This is a genomic window from Bradyrhizobium sp. Leo114 (assembly GCF_055229415.2).
Genome location: NZ_JBUYEN020000033.1, coordinates 71969 through 94566 on the forward strand (window position 1 = coordinate 71969; position 22598 = coordinate 94566).

The 22598-nt window shown below is 57.4% G+C and carries 15 protein-coding genes and 1 pseudogene; 8 read left to right on the forward strand and 8 right to left on the reverse strand.

Features of this window, described 5'->3' with window-relative positions; translation table 11 throughout:
• Positions 1–125 precede the first annotated feature (125 nt).
• Positions 126–1088: a LysR family transcriptional regulator gene (locus ACZIRK_RS31830; RefSeq protein ID WP_130224638.1), complete on the reverse strand. Its 963-nt coding sequence runs from the start codon at positions 1086–1088 to the stop codon at positions 126–128.
• 1464 nt (positions 1089–2552) lie between these two features.
• Here ACZIRK_RS31830 and ACZIRK_RS31835 point away from each other — a divergent pair.
• On the forward strand, positions 2553–4136 hold the full coding sequence (locus tag ACZIRK_RS31835; RefSeq protein WP_130224640.1) for a porin: 1584 nt from the start codon (positions 2553–2555) through the stop codon (positions 4134–4136).
• Here the strand turns inward: ACZIRK_RS31835 and ACZIRK_RS31840 are convergent.
• Positions 4084–4599, reverse strand: a complete 516-nt coding sequence (locus ACZIRK_RS31840; RefSeq protein ID WP_130224642.1) for an IS66 family transposase — start codon at positions 4597–4599, stop codon at positions 4084–4086. The two genes, ACZIRK_RS31835 and ACZIRK_RS31840, sit on opposite strands and share 53 nt — an antisense overlap.
• A 659-nt stretch (positions 4600–5258) precedes the next feature.
• On the opposite strand from ACZIRK_RS31840, the gene ACZIRK_RS31845 reads away from it, so the two are divergent.
• The 6 genes from ACZIRK_RS31845 to ACZIRK_RS31870 all read left to right on the forward strand — a co-directional run bounded on the left by ACZIRK_RS31845 (position 5259) and on the right by ACZIRK_RS31870 (position 12415).
• The gene (locus ACZIRK_RS31845; protein ID WP_165435107.1) at positions 5259–5435 is read left to right on the forward strand and encodes a hypothetical protein; all 177 of its coding nucleotides are present in this window, start codon (positions 5259–5261) and stop codon (positions 5433–5435) included.
• Between the two features lie 201 nt (positions 5436–5636).
• Positions 5637–5900 carry a hypothetical protein gene (locus ACZIRK_RS31850; protein ID WP_130224644.1) on the forward strand — a complete coding sequence of 88 codons (264 nt, stop codon included), beginning with the start codon at positions 5637–5639 and terminating at the stop codon, positions 5898–5900.
• A 630-nt stretch (positions 5901–6530) separates the two neighbouring features.
• Positions 6531–7874 carry a pyridoxal-phosphate dependent enzyme gene (locus tag ACZIRK_RS31855; protein ID WP_165435108.1) on the forward strand — a complete coding sequence of 448 codons (1344 nt, stop codon included), beginning with the start codon at positions 6531–6533 and terminating at the stop codon, positions 7872–7874.
• Positions 7875–7878: 4 nt separating this feature from the next.
• A complete protein-coding gene (locus ACZIRK_RS31860) occupies positions 7879–8577 on the forward strand; it encodes a TVP38/TMEM64 family protein (RefSeq protein WP_130224648.1) in 699 nt (232 codons plus the stop codon).
• Between the two features lie 125 nt (positions 8578–8702).
• Positions 8703–9596: a transporter substrate-binding domain-containing protein gene (locus tag ACZIRK_RS31865; protein ID WP_130224650.1), complete on the forward strand. Its 894-nt coding sequence runs from the start codon at positions 8703–8705 to the stop codon at positions 9594–9596.
• A complete protein-coding gene (locus ACZIRK_RS31870) occupies positions 9596–12415 on the forward strand; it encodes a putative bifunctional diguanylate cyclase/phosphodiesterase (RefSeq protein WP_474418807.1) in 2820 nt (939 codons plus the stop codon). Before ACZIRK_RS31865 ends, ACZIRK_RS31870 begins: the two co-directional genes overlap by 1 nt.
• A 464-nt stretch (positions 12416–12879) precedes the next feature.
• Here the strand turns inward: ACZIRK_RS31870 and ACZIRK_RS31875 are convergent, their stop codons facing one another.
• The 5 genes and pseudogenes from ACZIRK_RS31875 to ACZIRK_RS31895 form a co-directional block, all read right to left on the reverse strand.
• Positions 12880–13368 carry an integrase core domain-containing protein gene (locus ACZIRK_RS31875; RefSeq protein ID WP_474418808.1) on the reverse strand — a complete coding sequence of 163 codons (489 nt, stop codon included), beginning with the start codon at positions 13366–13368 and terminating at the stop codon, positions 12880–12882.
• A gap of 45 nt (positions 13369–13413) precedes the next feature.
• The gene (locus ACZIRK_RS31880; RefSeq protein WP_474418809.1) at positions 13414–13644 is read right to left on the reverse strand and encodes a hypothetical protein; all 231 of its coding nucleotides are present in this window, start codon (positions 13642–13644) and stop codon (positions 13414–13416) included.
• A gap of 233 nt (positions 13645–13877) precedes the next feature.
• Positions 13878–14108: pseudogene (locus ACZIRK_RS31885) on the reverse strand (IS21 family transposase); the annotation flags it as partial.
• A 295-nt stretch (positions 14109–14403) separates the two neighbouring features.
• Positions 14404–15810 carry an MEDS domain-containing protein gene (locus ACZIRK_RS31890; RefSeq protein ID WP_474418810.1) on the reverse strand — a complete coding sequence of 469 codons (1407 nt, stop codon included), beginning with the start codon at positions 15808–15810 and terminating at the stop codon, positions 14404–14406.
• A 991-nt stretch (positions 15811–16801) separates the two neighbouring features.
• Positions 16802–17656, reverse strand: coding sequence for a YiiX/YebB-like N1pC/P60 family cysteine hydrolase (locus tag ACZIRK_RS31895; RefSeq protein ID WP_130224801.1), 855 nt, complete (start codon positions 17654–17656; stop codon positions 16802–16804).
• Positions 17657–18245: 589 nt separating this feature from the next.
• Here ACZIRK_RS31895 and ACZIRK_RS31900 point away from each other — a divergent pair.
• A complete protein-coding gene (locus tag ACZIRK_RS31900; protein ID WP_245474604.1) occupies positions 18246–19373 on the forward strand; it encodes an adenylate/guanylate cyclase domain-containing protein in 1128 nt (375 codons plus the stop codon).
• Between the two features lie 483 nt (positions 19374–19856).
• On the opposite strand, the gene ACZIRK_RS31905 is transcribed toward ACZIRK_RS31900, so the two are convergent.
• Positions 19857–21590 carry a PHA/PHB synthase family protein gene (locus tag ACZIRK_RS31905; protein ID WP_245474605.1) on the reverse strand — a complete coding sequence of 578 codons (1734 nt, stop codon included), beginning with the start codon at positions 21588–21590 and terminating at the stop codon, positions 19857–19859.
• Between the last annotated feature and the right edge of the window lie 1008 nt (positions 21591–22598).

Consider the following 22598-nt stretch of genomic DNA (forward strand, 5'->3'; position numbering starts at 1 on the left):
CGCACGCGAAGAGAGCGATACTAGAGCATGGCCAGGTTTTCCCTCACGACAAACGCGGAGCAATAGCGTGAAACGATCATGCTCAAACAAAGAGCTAAGAAGCGGGACGACGATTCGAAGAAAAGTCATAATGCTTTATAGTGCGTGCTGCGGGAATGTCTGAGGTGATCTAGCATCAAGCGACTCGTCGCCGACAGCCCTACGGGATCTCTGGCAACCAGCACCAGCTCACGATCCGCCCATTCATCGCTCAGCTCGACAGCGGACAAGTTCATGCCGTGGCTCAAGACGGCAAATGCCCGGTTCGGGATCAAGCCGATGCCCATTCCGGCCTGCACCATCCGGCAGACGGCGTCGAAACCAGGGACGTGGACCCTTAGTTTGATCGACTTGCCGAGCTGTTGCGCTGTGTATTGCGAGCGAAGATAGATCGAGCTTGTAGCGAACAGGCCCACATGATCGTAGTCCAGTGTATCGGCAAATGAGACTTTCGTCGTGCCCGACAGCGGGTGATCGGACCTTACCACGATAACGAGGCGATCCCTTCCATACGAATAACGCTCCAGCCCGCGCGTGGCGACGTCTGCGGAGCAAATGCCGATATCCGCGACACCTTCCTCGAGGCCGCGAACGACCTCGGCGCTGGAGCGCTCCTGAAGATCGAGCCGCACCAACTCGTGAGAGCGAAAGAATCCGGGCAGATCGTCCGGCAGAAATTCGACGATTGACGACAGGTTTGCCAACATTCGCACATGTCCACGCACACCCCGCGCGTGCTCCGCCATGTCGACCGCGATCTTCGCGATGTTGAGCAGCGTGACGCGCGCATGATGCAACAGAGATTCGCCTGCCGGCGTCAGTGTCATTCCATTCGAGTGTCTTTCAAACAGAGCGACCTGAAGCGTCTCCTCGAGATCGTGCATGCGCTTACTGACTGCGGAAGGCGCTATTGCCTCTCTCTGCGACGCACGCGTCAAATTACCTTCGTCGCAAATTGCGATGAATAACTGTAAGGTTGTGAGGTCAATACGCCGAACGAGATCAATCTTGTAGGGCGGCTTTGACTGAATCGACCGTGTCTTTTCCATGACCAACGTCCCAGACAGAAGTTATCGCAACAAATATCCACTGATTTCTCAAATGTCGCAGAAGAATCGGAGAAAATCAGAATCTCATACCAACTGGCGCCGAATCGAGCCGAGAATCTTCCAACTCCGGGCTATGAGCCAATTATTCGGGTTAGGGGAGACGGTGCGCGTCCACCGTGTGATCACTCGGCCGATCCTGTCATAAAAACGAGTTCGTCGGATGGGCCGCGTCGGATCACGAAATCGATAGCCGCTTCGCGTCATGTTCGACCGGGTCTGCGGCTACCGCCTGCGATCTGACTTTTCGCTTTGCCGCAAAAGTCCACGAGAGCTTCGGTTCTGACTCAATCAGACCCGAACATGCTCTAGTGTCCCGAATCTGACGTACGACGGATTCCAAATCGACTCGAGAGGACTGCCCCATTCTTTGAGGAGGAGGATTCATGCGTTTGAACTCGTTGCTGCTAACAACTACGTTCCTGGCCGTTGCCGGCACTCGCTCAGCAAATCTCGGCTTCGCCGCCAGTCGGCTTTCCCAACAGCACGACGCCAAGTGTCGGACGGGTTATCTCGCAATTAACCCAGGACCGCACGCAGCGCAAACTCTCAAGGCGATCCACGACGACCGGACCCCAGCCTTATAGCGTAATGAACGGCCTCGGCCCTCTTACGTCGTACTTTCTCTCGTGAGCTTCCGTCGGGCATTGCGCCGCAAAGCCTGATGCCGACGGTCTACGCCGCTCGACGCTGGCGGACTACGCCAACAACGTCAATTTTCTCGCCAACACGAGCGCTGGCAGCACGACATTCGGTAACGGCACCGCGACACCGCTCGCAAGCGCTGTCGGCTTCATCAACAACGCGGTGCGAGCCAAATCCTCGACCGGCTCAATGCGATCCACGCGAAGATAATGAAGAGCAAGGACCGGAACAAGGTTCTGCGTGCCATAGCCCAGTGGAGTCGTGACGTTCTTGGTAAATGAGCCCTCGAACGACGGCGAATCGAAAGTGCCGGACCGGCCATTCCGATCAGTGCTCGGCAATGTGAAAAGGGGGGCGCGGTATGTACATGCCCGCGGCAATGGTCGCCGTAGCGGTGGGAGGAGCCCGCGAGCGCCGCGACGGCCGTGACATTGACCTAGCTCGCGGCGGTGGGCGTGAGCTGGAGCGACAGGTTTGAACTCCCATGGAAAGCACGGGAAATGCACGGATACTTACGCGTGCAGAATATGCCTTCTACGCCGCAAGATGCGCAAGCGACCGATCGCCACTTTCTGCTGACAGATCTGATCTGCAAAGACCGAATAGGGTTGTTCGATGAACTTCGAACTGTCGCGTGGCGAAAACGTCACAGCTCACGGTCGGCGGCATCGACTTCACCGCGTTGTTATTCTTCACGGAAGTTTTTGCATTAGTTACCGCGTCAGCATGCGTGTGCATGTCGGGGATTAGGAGACTTTAAACATGATACGGGCGCGAACACTTATTCTCGGCACAACCGCCGGCCTGATGGCCGTCGGGGGCGCGCAAGCAGCCGATCTTCCAATCAAGGCGAAGGCCGTCGAGTATGTGAAGGTCTGCTCCCTGTACGGCGCCGGCTTCTGGTACATCCCGGGCACCGACACCTGCATGAAGATCGGCGGCTATCTGCGGGTCGACGCCACCTTCAACGGCGGCGTGCAGGGCTCGCCCGCCTGGAATGGCGATATCGGCCAGGGTAACCGCTATCGTGACTACTTCGCAGCGCGCTCCCGTATGGCTTTGTCAATCGATACCCGCACGCAGACCGAATATGGCACGGTCCGCACCTTCGGGATGGGCCGGTTTCAGTTCTCTACGCTCGGCAACAACACCTTCAACCCGAACTCGATCAACGGCTCGCTTCCGGTGGCCGGCGCGCAGCTGCTCGACACTCCCGGCGGCGGTTACACCACCGTCCAGTACCTTTTCATTCAGTTCGCAGGCTTCACCTTTGGTCAGTCGGCATCGGCCTACGCGTCGCCTTGGCAGGGCTTCCCCGGCAACATCTCGGATTTCCTGCTCGGCGGCCAGAACACCGACACTGGCGTTAACAACATCCAGTACACCGCGCAGTTCGGCAATGGCGTGTCGGCCAGCATCGGCCTGGATGATCCGACGGTCTGGGATCGCACCGCGGTCTACAATCTGGCGCTGCCGCTGAACGCCACGTTTAACTCGGGCAACGCCTATGCCGGCGTCCATGCGCCCGACGTCGTCGGCAATATCCGCATCGACCAGGCTTGGGGCCTGTTCCAGATTTCGGCCGCGGCGCATGAAGTCAGCGGCTCCTACAACACCCTCAACGCGCTCGGTGCGCCGGCGGGCGCCGTCGGACTGCCGGGCGCGGGGCCGACCGCGGCATCCGAGCTTTCCGGACATCCCGACACCTCGTGGGGCGGCGCCGTACAGGCGGCGTTGCAGATCAAGAACATCCCGAGCGGCGCTGGTGACGACCTCAAACTGGACGCGAGCTATGCCAAGGGCGCGACGAAGTACGTCGTCTCGTCGTCTTCAACCTCGCCAAGCTTTGCCATGTTCGGCAGCACCAGCGCGCCCGGCGCCTATCAGAGCATCGGGTTCGGTGCGACGACCGATGCCGTCTATCTGCCGGTCGCGGCCGGCGGCGACGGCTCGCTGCATCTGACGGAGACCTTTGGCGTTCGCGGGGCGTTCAATCATAACTGGGACCCGTATTGGTCGTCGAGCCTGTTCGGCTCGTATGTGGCGGTCCGCTATGACGGTGCCGCGAAGGCCTTCATGTGCGCGAACTACACCACGCCGGCCAAGGCGGTCAGCGCGGACTACGTCTGTAACCCCGACTTCAACATCTCGCAGCTCGGCGTGAACACCCGCTGGACCGCGGTCAAGAACCTGACCTTCACGGCCGAATTCCAGTGGTTCCACCTCGACCAGAATTTCAAGGGATCCGCCGTGCTTGGCGCGTCCTCGCCGAAGCCGTTGGCACGCTACGAGTTCAAGGACCAGGATACGTTCCTGCTCGAGTTCCGCGCGCAGCGAAACTTCTGATCGCCTTCTTTGCGAGGAACGGCGAGGAAGCAATCCGGCGTGTTGCTAAGTTGCTTCGTGAATCGATATCGCTGAGCTCGGCGCTGACAATAAGGGGAGTAGATCGCAGCCCACGCTCACCGCGCTCATGAGTCCGGCGACAGTCGAAGTTTCTCCTTCCTACGACGACGGCCCATAGTTTGCGTTCGGCGGCGTTGTTCGACATGCGGACGCGCCCGTCGTCGAGAAAGCAGGTAAATGCATCCCTGCGGTTGAGGCAGTAATTGGCCTTACCTCTTCCTGTGGCGGTAAGCCTATCCAAGGCGAGCCGCCCTATCGGGGCTGAGCGTGTCTCGGTAGAGGCACGCGGGATGATGCGGTTATGCGCGCATTCTACCCGCACGAGGAGATTGAGCGGTGAAAGCGCGAAGCGCCAAGAGCTTTTGCAGCCGATGCCAATTGGACACGGCCTGCAGGGGGCCATTCGCCTCCGGCTGCTGCCGTCCTGTGGAGCTGACCGGAGCCGAACATCACGGTCTTATAGCTCCGGGTCGCCCAAAGGCGCGTAGTGAGGACAGTAACGGTCAGCCGCCCTCCGCAGTTTCGTCCGAATTCCTTCCGCAGAACCTCTCTGTCCCACTTGGTGCCGTCGCTCTTGACAAGCTTTCTTGCACGCGCAAAGGCATGGGTTTCGGCGGCATCATTACCAACGCGGATCGTCAGGTCCAACTGGAAAGGGCATACGGCTATGGCATGGGTCGTTTCCAACGCGTAGTGCACGGCTGATCCTGAATCGTCTGCGTAGCTGCTTGTAGGCATGCGAGCCTCCTGCTCGGACGAAGCGAGGCCCGGTGTGGCTAGGAGACCGGGCCTCATAATCTCAACAGCCTTTGGAGATAGGCAGGGTTGTTCGGCCACAGCGCCTTTCTAGCGCGATGGGCAAATATGTTCTTGATGTAGCGCAAGGGAATTCTACGAGATTGCTACGAGCGATGCGTCTCGGGCCCTCCGCACAAAAGCACCGCCGCCAGTCACCCATCCCGACCAATAGGTGGCGGTTGGGGGCAAAGCGGGCAGCCCTGACTAGTACGGAAAAAATTTGACCTTGCCTGCCGTACCCTCGGCCGCCAGGAGGGCGAGCAGATGACAATGCTGACCGGTTCAAGTCCGGTCCCATTGCAGGCCAGTCATTTCTCTTCGGGTAATTCCGACTTCATCCGCTTCATCGCTCGGGCCACAACAGAACAGCGCCGCAGCTTTCGCTGGTTTAGTGTTCTTGGACAAGCAAAGTCGCGAATTAACGTTGGGCGGCTCGGTTAACGTCGAGAGAGCTTGCGCGACTCCGTAGTTTCACGGGAGGGAATCCGCTGTGGGAAGCACCGCATGTTCATGGCGAACTGCTCAAGCTTGGGTTCGAGGTCGCGCAATCAAGCGTTGCCAAGTACATGGTCAAGCGCAAGGACCACCCAGCCAGGGTTGCCAGACCTTTGCATAATCACGCCCCAGACAAACGATGCGGCGATGAGCGCCAAGCTCATCCGGACAGTATTTCGGCCTCTGGAGGACAACCGGACAAAACCTTTGCAGCCACCAATTCCGAGTCTGGCCTGGCCCTGGCTATGTGAAAACGCTGTGCGGCTGTTATGCTTCTCCCGTGATTTGGGTGGGGAATTGATGAGGCCCTTCGAAGAGGCGGATCGTGGGCAATGGATGTTATTGCCCGCATGCCTCGATGATTTCATTGACGAGAGCAACGCTGCTCGCGTGATCGACGTGTTTGCCTAAGCACATTTTGCTTCGTCACTGGTCGACTTCTGCCATAACATTTATTTTCGGAGTTGAGATTTCTACCTGCTGCTTCTGTGGCTGGAGGGAAAGCATCTCTAGATTGACTCACCGCACTGCTTCTAAGCCCGACGCGGACATTCTGCTTTCCGGCGTACCAAATGCCGGAGCTGTCCGACAGCATCATGTTTATTTTCAGTGGCCAGTCGGGACGCTTCGGCCTGGTCTGCATCTGCTTGACCGGTTTCGCCTTTCGCCCGCCATGCCGTTGCTCGATTCGTATAGGCTGGAGCGTAGCAGCCGCGCCTTGTTTGGAGCGAAATGTGCGGCTCGTCTCGGCCAGATGGTCGGCCCGCGCTAAACCTCAACCTTGGCTATCCGACGCCGCTCCGATCGCAATTCTCTCGAAGCTTATTGGCAAAGGCAAGGTCAGGCCCGATCGGAATCCTGGCGTGCTTTTAGACGAGTCTTGGTTAAGCAAAACTTAAATTATTCCTCGCCGAAGCCAGCACCCGACTGGAATATCGTTAAAAAAAGGTTAATCTACAACTCCTGGGTGCCATGTGACAGTTCGCGATGTGCCTCTCTCGCCGAAACTTTGTGCAAGGAATCATTTTGGGCGGAGCGGCGTTGGGCGCGGTCGGCGCGGCTCAAAGCGGGCGTCCGTTGTTGCCGCTTCCCCATATGGCCGATGTTTCAGGTTTGGCGCCGTCGCCTGCGGTATTGAACTCGCAATTTTTGGCTTTGGCCAAGCTGTTTCCCTCCTTGGTAGATCCCGACGCCGAAGAGGGGCCTCTCATCATCAACACGCGCGTCCGCAAAGACTCTTTCGCCGGATACAAGCGCCTAGGCGATCCCGGCAATTCCATTTTCCTGAAGGATGCCGAGGCCCGCGCTATCATTCCCTGGACCCCCATATTTGCGCGAGAAAACCACCTCTTACAGTTGCCACCGTCGGTGACGCGACAAATCGATTGCGCTGAACTCTTGGTGGTGAATGAGAGCAGTGCGCACTATCCCGTTTTTGGTAACAAGGCCCGCAAGTACGAATTTCTGTTGCCAAACTTGAAGTGGTCCGGCTCTCAGCACCTTGGGACCATCGGTGCGGTTTCCAGCAATCACGCGTTGCAATTTGCTCTCGCCAACCGCATGGCTGATTTGACCGGCGACGGAGAGCCGCTGAACTGCGCCCTTGATCTGGTGCTTTTTGAGGTACCGGGAGCCGCCACGGACATGGCGAGGCTGGCCATTTTGCAGAGTCTTGTTCAGCGCGTTGCCATAACCAAGAACGACGTCGAATTGGTAGGCGAGGCGGCTTACGAATTTGCAAGGCACTGGCTGCATCCGGACACGGATTCGGTTGTTCCGCCAGGCGGTTCGAACGAATTAAGCGTGTTGGGACATATGAATGCGGTCGCCGAGCTGGCGCAGTGGCTCGACGCCGCTCAGGCATGGGAAACGCCGCCCGATGTGATCTTTGTTCCCATGGGCAGCGGTTCGACTGTGCTCGGCCTGCTCTTCGGCGTCCACCTGATGGGATGGCAAACCAAGGTGGTAGGGGTGGCCGATCAGGACAAACCTTATTTGACGCGATGGTTGGTCAATCGGCAGCCCTCTCTGCCCTTTGTGGAGGGAAACGTCACCCAGCTCGCCCGGAGCACGGCGGCTTGGCTGCAAAAGATCCGCTTTCCAGGCATTTCGCCCAACACTCTTCGTCGTGTGCGGGAGGAAATTTTTGTCCCGGATTCTAACAGCTGGGGTCCTGGCTACGGTTTGGTCGAAAGCGTCGATACCGCGTGGGCGGAGGAATTGAAGGAGGCAGGGCTCAATCTCGATCCGGTATTTACGTTGAAGGCTTGGCGGTCGCTGCTCGCCTTGTCTCGAACTGGGACACTGAATAACAAGAAGGTCTTGTTTTGGAACACCTACAACAGCTTTGAATATACGCCGCCTCTCTTATCCGGTTTAGGCTAGTGTGATGCGTAGTCACAAAGCGGTAATCTTCTATTTGTCGGCTGTTCTCCTTCTGTCGTTGGCGTACTTTGCGTCGCCCATGTCGAGCGAAGGAGCCTCGCAGCTGTTCCCGGGCTTGTGGAGAATGGCGGAAGCGAATCCGCTCGTAACAGCTTTGACGTTTCTGCTTACATCAGCCGCGCTTGCCTTTCTGGCGTTTCCTTCCATGCCCATGGTTTACCTGGCGGCAGGCTTTTACATGGATGGATTCGCCGGAGGTGCAACGGTGTTGCTCGGCAGTACCTTTGGCGGTTTGAGCGCGTTTTTGTTTTACCGGAAGCAGATTCAGCAACGTCTCAGCGCTCGCTTAGATCACTACTCCGCTGTCAAGATTTGGCTGACTTTGCTCGGACTACGCCTCTCGCCACTCGTGCCAGCGCCATTGGCGAACTTCTTTGCTGCAGTCTTTCGTGTCTCACCCCTCCAATACCTGACAACGAGTGTGTTAGGCAGTGCGCCGCTCGTGCTGCTTTATGCGCAGATAGGACAGCAAGGGCACCAATACTTGTCTCGCGTAACTCCTCATTGGCACGAATTTTCAGGATACGTCGTCTTATTAACCTTAAGTACGTTGTTGAGCGCGATCGGTCCTTGGAGGTCGGTGCTGAACGAACTCAAGAACCTGAGGGATTCGCTTCCACTACAGCCAGCGACAAGACCGTAATCCATCGCCGCCAAGCCAGCTTTTGGTGGCCAAATTGGATTGCACTTAACTGTTTTTCGCTATCTTTTCTTAATGCCGGACTTTTAAGGTGCATTTTTATCGCTGTAAAAGCAAAGTGCACCTTCATGTTCTCGAAGCGTTTCGTGCTTGGGTCGCTCAGCGGCGCAATGGCTTGTTTGTTTGTGGCCTCTAGCTGGGCAGCTGATCTCGCGGAGATCAAGAAGCGCGGCGAAATTCGCCATATCGGTATCCGCTACGCTAATTTTGTTACCGGCGCTGGTGACGGTTTCGACGTGGAATTGATGCAGGGCTTCGCTAAACGGATCGGCGTATCTTACAAGCTTGTCTACTCAGATTTTTATTCGGTGATCCGCGATCTGCTCGGCAAAGATGCCGTGCGCAAAAATGGCGAGGTGGCGCTGACAGGCGACTATCCCATCAAGGGGGACGTGATTTCGAGCGGTTTCACCATACTGCCGTGGCGAGAGGCCGTTCTCCTATATTCCGATCCGACCCTTCCCTCCCAGGTTTTGTTAGTGGCGCCAGCCGAGTCTGATCTAAAGCCAATCGAGGGTAGCGCCGATCTCGAGGCAGATATCGCCGAGACGCGGAAAGCCATCGGCTCCAGGAGCGTGCTCGTCATGGAGCGCACCTGCTTAGACCCAGCCAATTACGACCTGGTCAATGTCGGTATCGACCTGAAGGCCTACAATAAGAGTTCGAACCTCAACGAGATGGTGCCGGCTATGCTCAACAGGGAAGCTGAGCTGACGCTGCTTGACGTGCCAGACGCCATTCTCGATTTGCGAAAATGGGCTGGCAGGATCAAGATTCTAGGGCCGATCTCCGGCCCGCAGATGTTGGCAACTGCCTTTCCAAAAGATGCGACGGCTTTGCGCGACGAATTCAATGCCTATTTGAGGGACCTCAAAGCTTCCGGCGCCTATGATCGGCTCGTGAACAAATACTATCCCGGCATCCGCCGCTTCTTTCCGGAATTTTATGCAAAGACGAATTGATGCAGCCTTGGCTGGCCAATTTCAGTCGATTCCTGGCTCTGCGTTGGCCATTCATAGCAGCCGCGGCCTTTCTGTCGTCAATATTGTTTCTGATTGTCAATCTCTACACATCGCAAGTGGAATTACGTCAGAACGCCGATGCGCGTTTTCTATCAATCGGTGAAGCGCGGACCAGCCAGATTGGGGAATTTTTGATCGAGCGCCGGCAGGCCGTCGCGCGGCTCGCCGCCAGTGAGGACATCTCCAATTATTTCAGCAACCTCGATCTCGGGATGTCCGTCAAGTATGGACTCTTTGCTAATCTGGCTGCAATCGAGGGTCGTTTCCAGACTACCTTGGATGAAGATAAATATCGCGGCCAACCCTGCTACTTGCGCCTGACTTTCTTCGACAACAACGGCGTGACGCAAGCTGATGTCGGCGCGTCCGGCGTGGCAACGCTCTCTCCCGTTTTGAATCTCGTCGAGCCGAATGTTCAGATCGACGAGAAGCGCCGTCTGCTTGTAGCCAGTGCGCCGGTGTTGCAGAAGGGCGGGGTACGGGGAACGGTGCAGAGTATAAGCGACCTCAATCTGCTTGCATCATTAGTACCTAGCAACGATCTGGGACAGCCCCATGAATTCCTGTTGGCCGATGACGGCGAGGTGTTATTCCCGGTCGAGCTGGGACACTCGCCTGTTGCTACCAGCGGCCCCGCGCTCGCCGCTCTGCCGGCTGGCCGCATTCAGGCTCTATCAGTTGTCCTGGCTCCCGGGCTGAAGGGATACTTTGCGCTGCGCCTGCCGCTTCGAGGCACACGGCTTTCCGTCCTGCGTCTGGCGAGCGAAGAGGAACTTTACGGCAGTACACTTTCGCCGACCTCTGTATTCTGTCTGGGTCTCCTCGCTATCGCGCTGTTCGTGTTGGCTATCGGCTTCGAACGAATGCGTCAGAATTCGGCGCGGCTGCAAATTAAGTTCGTTGAATCCAATCGTCACAGAGCGGAGTTGGCCGAACATAACCTTGCGCTCTCGCAAGAGATTAAGCGTCGCGAAGCGATTGAGATCGACCTGCAACAGCAGAGCGATGCGCTTGACAAGACAAATGCTGAATTGCGCATCGCCGCTGCCGCCTTCAATGCTCAAGAGGGAATGATTGTCACCGATACCAAGGGCGTGATCTTGAGTGCCAACCGCGCTTTCGTCACCTTGACTGGTTATGCGATGGAAGAGTTGGTTGGACAAACGGCACGTCTATTCCAGTCGCATCGTCGCAACGCTGAGTTTTACCAGAGCTTGTGGAACTCCCTTCAGAGCACCGGTAGCTGGCAGGGCGATATGAGTATCAGGACGAAGAGCGGAGAACATTGCGCGCGCTGGCTGACGATATCCGCCGTGAAAAACGAGGCAGGAGAAGTTACCAATTACATCGGCTCTTATTATGACATTTCCAAACTCAAGCACGCTGAGGAAAAGATCCGGGAATTAGCGTTTTTTGATCAACTTACAGGCTTGCCGAACCGTGTCTTACTGATCGACCGCGTTCGTCAGGCGCTCAATGCCAATACTCGCCACAAATCCTACGGCGCTGTGCTCTTCATTGATCTCGATAATTTTAAGACTCTGAACGACTCGCTTGGCCACGACATGGGCGATCTCCTGCTGAAAGCGGCGGCTCAGCGCATCGCTCGATGTGTAAGTGCAGAAGATACAGTTGCCCGCTTCGGCGGCGATGAATTTGTGGTTCTTCTTGCCAATCTCGGTACCCAAAAGGCAAAAACCGCTGCTTTGCAAGCAGAGGCAGTTGGAGAAAAGATTGTTGCCGCCTTCACTGATACCTTTCGCCTTCACGCATATGAATATCCATGCACGCCCAGCATCGGTGTGACCCTATTTTCTCCTAAGGATAACAACGTCGACGAACTGCTAAAAAGGGCAGATCTAGCGATGTATGACGCAAAAACCGCTGGCCGGAATGGCCTCCGGTTCTTTGATCCCGTTATGCAGACTATGATTTCGGCGCGAGCTGCCCTTGAGACAGATCTGCGGGAAGATCTAAAAAGGGAAGCGTTTCTGCTGCATTATCAGCCACAGGTCGATCACGGAGGAAGGCTATTGGGCGCGGAGGCGCTGGCCCGCTGGCCACATGCGCAGAAAGGCATGGTTTCTCCAAGCGAATTCATTCCGGCGGCGGAGAGCGCAGGTCTTATCCTGCCGCTCGGCGCTTTGATGCTCAAAATCGCTTGCCGGCAGCTAGCTAGCTGGTCATCAGATCCTGCAACCGAGCACTTAAGTGTTGCGATAAATGTCAGCGCACTGCAGATGCGCCAGAAGAACTTCGTCGATCAAATTCGTACGATCATCGAGCAAACCGGTGCTAATCCTCGTCGCCTAAAAATTGAACTTACCGAAAGCACACTAGTTAGCAATGTCGACGACGTAATAGCCAAGATGGATAAGTTGAAAGCAATCGGTATCAGCTTTAGCCTCGATGATTTCGGAACCGGCTATTCGTCCCTCTCATACCTAAAGCGTCTTCCTATCGATCAGCTCAAGATTGATCGCAGCTTTGTCAAGGATGTCTTAGTCGATCCTAATAGTGCCGCGATAGCCAAGATGATCATCGCACTTAGCAGAAGTCTTGGTCTTTCCGTCATCGCCGAAGGCGTGGAAACGGAAGAGCAATATACCTTCTTAGCGCGGTATGGGCGGCTCAATTACCAAGGCTATTTGTTTGGCCGCCCTCTTCCGCCGGAGGATTTCGAAAGGCTCGCGCGAGCTTTCTCGCCGCGTCAAGCTCAGAATCAGAAACCCGCTTCTGTCGATCGAACGTACGCATAGCCTATCACCTGCGCAAGCGTTCGATCTTCGTGATAGCTTACCTGATGTCTTCGCATCAGCTACCGCAATCGGCACCAAGGAATTGGTAACCCTCAATATCCCTAGCAGCGCCGATGCGAACCTGGGTGGTTCCGACAACTTGTGCCTTACTAGATCCCGGAATATACGATCGGCCATTTGCCTTCGGGACTACCCCAGGCGATACCGTCGACAGACGTGGCGATGAATTTCAGATTTTCGATGCAGACGCGGGCAAGATAGCGCCAACGGCAACGGCAAAGATAACTATCCTCGCGGAGGATGAGGGTCCATCAACGCTCTAATCGATCATAGCGGTTTCAGAGCGGCAACCGCAACCGACGCGTCCACGCATGGCGAGCATGGCACGATACAGGCGAGCGCGGGGAACGATTCCAATCGTGGGCAATCGCAACGTGATTTGCACGCCTGTGTGTACCGAAAACTTAAGCTCGGGCGTAGTGGTGATGAAGTCCGCCCAGGATGGCGCGTGAGCTGATCGCACCGGTTCGCTGAACCGGGCGAGAAATCGGCGCGTCCTTGTTCAAGGATCGATGCGTTCTGACGTTATTGTAATAGTCGGCGTAGAATTGCAGGACCCGACGCAGATGCGCCTCGCCCAAAACAATGACGTGGTCCAAACACTCACGCCGGATCGATCCGATCAGCCGTTCGGCAAACCCATTCTGCCAAGGCGAGGCTGGTGCGGTAGGCTTGTCCCGGATGCCCATGGCGCGCAATCGGCCGGTCGCGATCGCGGATGAGGTAGTGCGGAGCCTCATCCCAAGGAAATGCCTCCTGATTTGACGTGCAACCCATTCCGCCGTCGGATTTGCTGTGACGTTGATCCAGACGAGGTCGCTGCGGTCGAGCCGGACGATCACAAAAGCATAGAGCAGATCGAAACCGACGGTGGGAACAACGAACAAGTCCATGGCGGCAATGTCCGGCGCGTGATTACGCAAGAAGGTGCGCCATCCCTAGCTGGGTGGCCCGCGTCGCTTCACCATGTACTTGGCGACGCTGGACTGCGCGACCTCGAACCCGAGCTTGAGCAGTTCGCCGTGGATGCGTGGCGCGCCCCACAGCGGATTGTCGACGCTGATCCGCCGGATCAACGCGCGCAGCCTCGCGTCGATCGGCGGCCGCGCTCCGATCGGGCGCGACTTCCAACGCCAATAGCCGCGAAAGCCGGCCCGGTGCCAACGCACGACCGTCTCGGGCCGGATGATCGTGAGGACCTGCAAAATCGATGGAAACCAGCGATACAGCTGAATGAAGAACCAGCGATCATCGTTGCTGAGCCGGACACGACCCCGCAGCTTACGCCTCAAAGACAATCAACTGATGTCTGAGCGCCGCATTCTCTGCTTCAAGTCGGCTCTTCGACTTGAGGGCGAAGCCAAGACGGCCAGTACGAAACAGAGCAGCCCGATCATTCCGCCAGCTTAGGCGATTCCATTACGTCATCAACCCGGATAAGGTTTTCGGTACACATAGGTCGTCGCCGGCTGCGGGGAGCCTTCTTTTGCGATGGAAGTCGGGGATCTCTCTCGATCCGATAAGCGGTCGACGCGCTGAATGACGCCTTGGCCGCCGCCACTGGCGGACTATCGGTCTGACGGTACTTCATGTATAGCCTCATCTGGTGATCTGTGATGTGTCGGCCGGGCAAGCGAGTGATTCCTCTTGGCGGAAGAACCACTTGCATAACCTGCCAGCCGCGATCACCAGTCGGCGCGGTCCCTCGCGGATCGCGCCGACGCCGGGCTCGTAACTCCGGTCGGGCTACGCCCTCCCTACGTCACGAGCCCGGCGAAACTCTCTCACCTTGATTGACGCGCTCTTCCATCCAGATCGCCGCGCGACACCATTCCGGACTTCAGGCCCCAAGAACTCCTTCCGGAACGGCAGGCTACCGTTCACGACGTCGGGGTTGCGAGGACGAGTCCAATTTTGCCTTTACACTCTCACCCTACAGGCAGGATACATTGAACGACTGTACCCGGGGCGGCAGTAGCAGAGGCCCATATTCGTCCCCCATGAGCTTCCACGATCGATCGGCAGATCGATAGTCCCATGCCCATGCCACCGGGCTTGGTGGTGTAGAATGCGTCGAACAGGCGGTCAAAACTCTCCGGGTTCAGTCCCGGGCCCGAATCCCGCACGGCGACGAGCACCCCGCCCGATGCATCTTTTCCGGTGCTGATTAGCAACTCTCGCGCCCCTTCACCGACCTCGCTCATCGCTTCGACGGCGTTGATGATCAAGTTGAGGATCACTTGTTGCAGTTGGACTCGATCTCCTTGAATGAGCGGTAAGCCCTCCGCGAGCTGTGTCTGCACCGAGACGCCGTTCTTCACAAGTTCGCCACGGGTCAGGGCAATGACCTCAAGGATTGCTCCGTTGATCTCCAAGGCATCCTTCCGTGGGGGCGCCTTCTTGATTAGGGCACGGATCCGGCCTATGACGTCGGTGGCTCGGTTGCCTGCCTTAACGGTGTTGCCGAGCGCCTGCCGGGCCCGCTCCAGATTTGGCGGCTGGGCGTTTAGCCAGCGCAAGCCAGCTTGGGCATTGGTAACTGTCGCCGCGATTGGCTGCATGACTTCATGGGCAATCGAGGCCGACAGCTCTCCCATCGTCGTGACGCGATTGACGTGCGCCAGCTGCGTCTGCGCCTCGCGCAACGCTTCCGACGCCAGCATCAGCTGGTTGGTCCGTTCTACTACACGTTGTTCGAGTTCCTCATTGAGCCCCGTGATTTCGGCCTTGGCTCGCTTGAGCGCGGCGGTTTCGACAATGTCCCAATTCCCGTGTCGCCTTGCGAGGACAAACTGGTGTGTACGCACCACGTCCAGGATTTCATGAGCTCCGCACGTCGCAAGCGGGTACGTGCACAGCAGGGCAAGGCTCTGATTGCCGATAACCTCGTTGAGACCATCTTCATAGTCGCAAAAGTGTCTCCAGAAGTCCTTCTTTGCGACCCAGGTGGTATCCGCGGTCGCTCTCATGCCAGCGTACCCTCTGGCCGATACGCGAGCGAATTTCTCATACAAAGCGTCTGTCACTCTCTTGCCATCAAACGTGCCGCCCTGGAGAAACCAATCGCGGGCCGACCCAATTTCCATCCTGGAGTCCGCCAGGTGTCGATCAAGGTCAGGCACCGCGGCTTTCAACGCAGCTGTCGCTTCTTCGATCGTCAAAGGCGCGGCAACAACCCACAGGCAGTACTCCTCCCTTCCCAAACCCGACTTGAAGTATTCGATCAACGTGTCGAGGAGATCCTCTCTCGTGTCATAGAAGAGGCAAAAGTGGGCACCCCAGGCCACCATGTCGCCAACGACGTCGATACCGGTCTTCCGCATCTCTGTTGTCATTGGGGGTCACCTCCAATTTCCAACGTTCCGGTTGCGCAACCAAAGTTCTACTGCGGCCGCAGCAGCGGTAGCGATTGGCGTTTTGATCATAATAGTGCTCTAGGTCAGTATCGAATTCCGACCGGAGCGATCAGGAAGGTTAAGCCGACTTCTTGTGGTCGGTCATGAATTTCCTCGACGAACCTTTTTGTTGCTGAGGCACGTCAGTGATGCTGACAGTAGATCCATCGTCTGAAACGAATCGGGGCTTTACCACAGGGCGCATCCTCGTCGGCTACGGTCGTGGGTTGCTCATCCCCGCATCCACCAATGATCGATTAGGCGACGACATCCGCTTGTGGCCCATGGCCGAAATCCGGATTGAAGATCGCCACGTCAACTCACCGGGGTAGACGAGACGCCGCTCAGCGCGAAGTCAAATGCCGCTTTTGACCCTGGCTGTGCAAAAACGCGAAATATCGAAACGCGACGAGAATTGCATTCTTCAGCTCGTTCTTTAAGTTCAGTGCCGTTGCGAGTTGGAGCGCTAAGAGGCTCTTGGACGAATAACTTGTTCTATGGCGCATCAAGTGCTGAGCGTTTTCACCAGCCAAGACCCGGAACGGACATTGACCCTGCCGTCCCGGAAACCGGTTCACTAGCGGTCTAGAGCAGCACGGTCGATGCGAATGATACAGGAGGCGGAGTTTCGGTGACCCACCCGGCCGCCATAGATGGCTCGGGTGCACCATGTCAATCTGGCAGGTCGTTTTCAGGATGAGTCCAGGCATCAAGAACTGTCATGCTCACCTGCAAGAAGGCAATGGAAATTAAGAAACCAAGATTGACCGGGTTAAGCGCAGCTTCCCACGAGCTTTCGCTCGGCGCTGGTCTCGCTCGCGCCGCCCGATCAATAACCAGAGGTCGGAAGCTGCGGCCGTGCCGCCGGTACTTTGCTCCCGGCCGGATACCGCTTGAGCAATGGATCAGTCGTAGACGTGGGTTCGACATGTCAATCATCCGTGAGCATTGCGCAACTTAGTGCCTTAGCGGAAATTTTGGCTAGGCCGCCCGTCGCGATCGCGCCTTCTATCTCTGGAGCGAGCGTGGCTTGTGTGGTGTGAACCTGGAGAAGATCGGCCCACTGCATGTCTCTATAGTTGAAGCCGAACGCGAGCGTGGGCTTCACCACCATGAAGTAGGGCGAAATATCGAAGTCGCGCGGCGCGTAGAGTGACGAGTGACGGGTCTCGGCGATTTCGCGCCGCGCCGTCTGGCTTTCGATCCGCGTGATCTTGGGCAGGATCGGATAACGCACGGCGTCGAATGCTTGCGCAATCAGCGACGAACAGATGATGCGGCTCGCATCGCCGGAGCCGAGTGCGATCGGTCGGCGACGCCAACGCGGCGCCACCGGCCATGGGAATAGATAGCGCATCAGGTCGATGACGTTCCTGAAATCGTAGCCGAGGCCAATGCGTTCAGAGCCGTAGCGGCAAACCTTTTCGCGGTCGGCTTCGCTCAGGCCAACCGGCCGGCAGATGCGGGTTTGACAATGCAGATATTTCGACAGGGGCGCCGACACGACACCTTCGTCGAGATTGGCTTCGACCAGGACGTGGGGCTCGCCCTCGGTTGCGGCGCCCGCTATCGGCCCGACGTACAACGCCGAATGCGACCAGGTCGATTGAGTGAGATATTTGATGCCGCCGGAAATACGACCTTTGCCTTCGACCAGCAAAACGTCACCGGGGCGAAGAGTGTCGCGTAAGGCCGCCGAATCCTTCGAGGTGAGCGGCTCACAGTGGTTGGCCGGCTTCTGCAGCCAAGCAATCAAACGTCCCACGTTCTCGAACATCCAGCCCATCACTCGTCGCTCGAATTTTTGGTGATTTCCCGCATGGCAGTTGCAAGTCAGCTTTGTCGTTCGGTTACCCAAGTCAGAGCGTAATCATAGAGAGATGGACTGGACAATTGGACGAGAGGGTTGATCCGTGCGTACATTTGTCTGAGACGGGTATACCGAGGTTTAGGATCGACCACCTTTGCGAGTGATGGGAACGTCGCACCTCGCTCGGCAGCTACCGAGCGACATCGGTCCATCAGACGGGTGACGCTGTTGTTCACCCAGTACGTTCGCGAGGTCGGCGCCGCCAAGCGACAAATCGAATCGTCCGCGCGCCCCAGAAGAAGCACGGCGCGTCTACCGGCTCGCCGTTGGTGCTGATTTCGGATTTTGGCCCGCAACCGACCTTCCGACCGTCGTGTGGAGTGCCGGTTATCGGGGTAAGGCGGAGGTCGTCGGGTGATGCCGTGAAGTCGCAGTTTGACCCAAGGCGGAAATGTGCGGGACTACGGCTGAGGTCTTTAGACGTAAAACCGGAGTGGCAGAAGCTACGGGGTTGATCTCGGCTATTCGGGCGGCAACAATGGAGTAGGCCCCGAGGTTTCGCTCGATGACTGACTTCAAACTGCCCGAGACGAGATATGCCCAGAGCGGCGACGTTAGCATCGCCTATCAGGTGATGGGCGACGGGCCAATCGACCTGGTTTTGGTTCCCGGCTTCATCTCACATATCGAATTCCAGCACGAACTCCCAGGATACACCGCTTTTCTGCGGCGGCTCGCGGGCTTCGCCAGGGTCGTGACCTTCGACAAACGCGGACAAGGGATGTCGGACCGGATGTCCGGTGCGCCGTCGCTCGAGGTGCGCATGGACGATGTCCGTGCCGTCATGGATACCATCGGCTCCAAGCACGCGGCGCTGGTCGGTTTCTCCGAAGGTGGTTGCATGAGTGTGCTATTCGCCGCGACATACCCTGAGCGCGTGTCGCACCTCATTCTGGCCGGCTGTTTCAGCCGATCCGCGGACCGTCTCTCGGATGAGGCATGGGAGGCACGTTTCGAGCAGATCCTGAGGCTGTGGGGTACCGGCGAACTGACCAAAACTATCGCGCCGAGCGAGGCGGTCGATCCAGCCGTGATCGCGCAATATGCTAAGTGGGTGCGGTTGGCGAGTAGTCCCGGTGCACTGCGAACACTCTTACGACTCAACCGCCAGATCGACGTGACCGCGATCCTGCCGACGTTGCAGGTGCCGGCCCTCGTCTTGCACAGCAAAGCCGATCTCCAAGTGCCGGTCGATCTCGGCCGAAAGCTCGCAGCCGCGATCTCGGGCGTCAAATACATTGAATATCCAATTGGCGACCACGCGGTCTGGACCGCCAACAACGAGACCGTGCCCGGAGATATCGAGGAGTTCGTCACCGGTCGCCGCGATCATGGCGCGGTGGAGTTTGAGCGCGTGCTGTCGACCGTGCTATTCACCGATATCGTTGACTCCACGCGCAGCGCCACTGCGATGGGCGACGCGCGCTGGCTTCGGCTGCTCAACAATCACGATCAGATTGCAAGAGACATGGTCGGTAAGCACCGCGGCAATCTGGTGAAGAGCACTGGCGATGGCATTCTAGCAACCTTCGACGGTCCTGGACGAGCGGTGCGCTGCGCGCTCGCCTTTGGCTCGGCGGCGAAACAGATCGGACTCTCCGTTCGCGCCGGCCTGCACACCGGGGGAGATTGAGACTAGAGGCAATGACATTGCTGGCATCGCCGTACACGCGGCCGCGCGCGTGATGTCGCAATGCGTCTCCGATGACGTTTTGGTTTCGCGCGTCGTCACCGACCTCGTCGCCGGAGCCGGGTTGAAATTCGCCGAACGCGGTTCTTACGAACTCAAAGGACTGCCCGGGAAGTGGGATCTGTTTGCGGCGAGCGGATAGTCATCGAAACCGAAAACCATTGCGCTCCTTATTAGGCAGAAAGAGCTGAGTGCCGGAGACGTCAGCTTCTGGCCCCAACCGAGACATCGCAGGCAGCTCGGCGGTTGTCCGGTTATCAGGGTAGACGGAAGTCGCGGGCGGCAGGTCAGAGTGGCGCGATTGGCCCGAAACGAAGCCGGACCGCTCAGAAAAGGATGGCCGCTGCTGAGGGTTAGAGCGGACATCACCGTTCCGTAACATTTGATTTGCGTGCAGTCGCGGTCGTACCATCGCTTCCCCGCAACTTACGAGGCCATTGATCTCACGCGTACGTACAAGCCCGGCGCGTTTTCGATAGCCGGTAACTTGCCGCCGCCCGGTTCGCGGGCAGGAACGCGGCCTGCATCAAATTGCGTTACCCATTCGTCCCAAAGCGGCCACCAGGACCCTTGATGAGGCGTAGCGCCGGCGAGCCACTCGTCCGGACTGGGCGGCAAGTTGTCGTTCGCCCAGTGGCCATATTTGCTGCTTGGCGGGCTGATCACGCCAGCCATATGGCCCGCAGCGGATAGAACGACTTTGACCGGCCCGGAATACAAGCATGTCGCCGCATAGGTCGACTTCCACGGCGCAATGTGGACTTCGCGCGTGGCCAAAATGAAGGCCGGGGTTCTGACTTTCGACAGATCGATCGGCGTATCCGCCAACGTGATGCCGCCGGGTTTTGTCAGCAGATTTCGCTGATACATCTTGCGCAAATAGAACGAATGCATGCGCGTCGAATCGGAATTCCAAAACAAAAGATCAAAGGGCATTTGCTCTTTGCCGAGCAGGTAATTGTTGACAACGAAAGACCAGATCAGGTCATTCGCGCGCAGCATATTGAACGCCGTCGCCATATCTTGCGCTTCCAGATAGCCGCGCTCGCGCATCCGTCTTTCAAGAGACGCCAGTTGTTCCTCGTCGATGAAGACGGCCATATCACCGACTTCGGTAAAATCGACGAGCGTCACGAAATAGGTGGCGCTTGCAATCCGGTCGTCGCCCTTCGCGGCCAGAAAAGCCGCCGTCGAGGCAAGCAGGGTTCCGCCGAGGCAATAGCCTATCGCGTTGACGCTACGCTCTCCGGTCGCGGACTCGATCGTGTGCAGTGCCGCCAACGGTCCCTCGAGCATGTAATTTTCAAAGCTCATTTCAGCGAGCCTCTCATCGGGATTCACCCAGGAGATGACGAACACCGTGTGTCCTTGATCGACAGCCCATTTGACGAAAGAGTTCTTCGGCTGAAGATCGAAAACATAGAACTTATTGATCCACGGCGGCACGATGAGCAGTGGCCGCCTCCGACATTCGTTTGTCGACGGAGCATATTGGATCAATTGCATAAGCTCGTTCTGGTAGATGATTTTTCCTGGCGCCGTTGCGATGTTTTCGCCGAGGCGGAAAGCCTTTATGTCGGTCATTGTAATCGCAAGCCGACCATCGCCGCGCTCCAGATCGACGAGAAGGTTCTCCAAACCACGTAGCAGGTTTTGTCCGCCAGACTCCAGGGTCGCGGTGAGGACCTCCGGATTGGTCGCGACGAAATTGGAAGGCGACAAAGCATCAATGAATTGGCGCGTGTAGAAATCGACCTTACGAGCGCTGGCCTCATCCATGCCTTTAGTTTCGCTGATTGCAGAAAGAAGCGACTTCGCCGCAACGAGATAGCTGTCCTTCACAAAGTCGAAGATAACGTTCTCGCTCCAGTCCGGATGCTTGAAGCGTTTGTCTTTCGGGGGACCGGCCTCGCGTGCACGTAGCATGAGCATGCGTTCCGCAGTTTTCTGCCAGATACCTAGCGTGTCGTAGAATAGGTCGATCTGGGCGCGAGCGACTACCACCGGGTCGGCCATCATCTTTGTCATGAGCTCGAAAAAGTCGAACCCGAGCGTCGACGTGTCGCCCATGCCGAACTTAACCGCGTCCGGCTGATGTGACACAAAGCGCTGCATCAGCAGCTGGCTTTGTTTCGCGATATTCTGCAGTTTGCGCCGCAAGGGCAATCGGATCCCAAGTGAGCTGCACCTGTTTCTCGACCATAGCTCTCTCCTGCCGTTGTCAGGCTTTACCAGAGCCGTTTGGATAGGTTCCAAAAGATTAGCACCTCACCGGATACGGTTGGAGAACGATGAATCACGGATTCGCCGTCAGGCCGACCTCGGGTGATTGACCAGCGCAAACATCACGGGTGTCGGGAGACGATCGGGCGGGAGCCGCGGAGCCGTTGTTGCAATGCAGCTAAACGTTGTGCGTTGCGAGACCTCCTCCTTCTCTCATCGCTATTTTGCCCAATGCAGGAAGAGGGCCCGCGAAGCTTCTGTCTCCGCAATCCAAGGATGGAGCACGCAATTTGTCGCGAGTCGAGCTTGTTCTTCGCCGCTGCAATTCTCCAAACATCAGAATCACGCATTTGAGAATGTGAGACTATGACAGGAAAAACTGACTAAGCTCGCGCCGGAAGGCACTTCGAAGCCTGACCCAATGTATGGTCCGGCTGTGCGGTGCAAGAAGATTTCGACGATCCGGTAGATGCGGTCTTGCGTCAATGTATCCGGCCTCTGCTTGGAGCACAGTGCTCCGGGCCATCATGGATATCAGCGCGCATGTGATCTGGTTAGCGGACAGGCCTCGACCGGGCCATTTGGGTCACCAGGGTTCGCATGCGCCGGGAAGACACCGCCAAACTCATCCTGATCAGTCTTGCGCTCGGCGTCCCCCCGGAGCTGCATGCGGCGGCGCTCGACACCGCCGACACGGCGGATGAGAGTAAGCGCTAAGCCGATACCCAGGGTTCGGGGTTAGATTAGATGTGCGAAGAAGCGTCCGGATTGAACGGAGGTTTGGGATGGGATTGGACGGCAAAAAGGACGTCCATTTGGACAGCTCGTCAGTTGGGGCGGTCAGCCGGCTTGAGGTGCTTGAAGGCCCCTCCGGGCGTGGTGTGCGTTCGGAGGCCGAGCGGGCTCGGATCGTCGCGGAAAGTCTGCTGCCCGGTGCTCAGGTGT

Excerpts from the sequence above, each read along its gene's own strand:
- ACZIRK_RS31830 (WP_130224638.1), bottom strand. The coding sequence starts at position 1,088 with ATGGAAAAGACACGGTCGATTCAGTCAAAGCCGCCCTACAAGATTGAT.
- ACZIRK_RS31835 (WP_130224640.1), top strand. The coding sequence starts at position 2,553 with ATGATACGGGCGCGAACACTTATTCTCGGCACAACCGCCGGCCTGATG.
- ACZIRK_RS31840 (WP_130224642.1), bottom strand. The coding sequence starts at position 4,599 with ATGGCCCCCTGCAGGCCGTGTCCAATTGGCATCGGCTGCAAAAGCTCT.
- ACZIRK_RS31845 (WP_165435107.1), top strand. The coding sequence starts at position 5,259 with ATGACAATGCTGACCGGTTCAAGTCCGGTCCCATTGCAGGCCAGTCAT.
- ACZIRK_RS31850 (WP_130224644.1), top strand. The coding sequence starts at position 5,637 with ATGAGCGCCAAGCTCATCCGGACAGTATTTCGGCCTCTGGAGGACAAC.
- ACZIRK_RS31860 (WP_130224648.1), top strand. The coding sequence starts at position 7,879 with ATGCGTAGTCACAAAGCGGTAATCTTCTATTTGTCGGCTGTTCTCCTT.
- ACZIRK_RS31865 (WP_130224650.1), top strand. The coding sequence starts at position 8,703 with ATGTTCTCGAAGCGTTTCGTGCTTGGGTCGCTCAGCGGCGCAATGGCT.
- ACZIRK_RS31870 (WP_474418807.1), top strand. The coding sequence starts at position 9,596 with ATGCAGCCTTGGCTGGCCAATTTCAGTCGATTCCTGGCTCTGCGTTGG.
- ACZIRK_RS31875 (WP_474418808.1), bottom strand. The coding sequence starts at position 13,368 with ATGGACTTGTTCGTTGTTCCCACCGTCGGTTTCGATCTGCTCTATGCT.
- ACZIRK_RS31890 (WP_474418810.1), bottom strand. The coding sequence starts at position 15,810 with ATGACAACAGAGATGCGGAAGACCGGTATCGACGTCGTTGGCGACATG.
- ACZIRK_RS31895 (WP_130224801.1), bottom strand. The coding sequence starts at position 17,656 with ATGGGCTGGATGTTCGAGAACGTGGGACGTTTGATTGCTTGGCTGCAG.
- ACZIRK_RS31900 (WP_245474604.1), top strand. The coding sequence starts at position 18,246 with ATGACTGACTTCAAACTGCCCGAGACGAGATATGCCCAGAGCGGCGAC.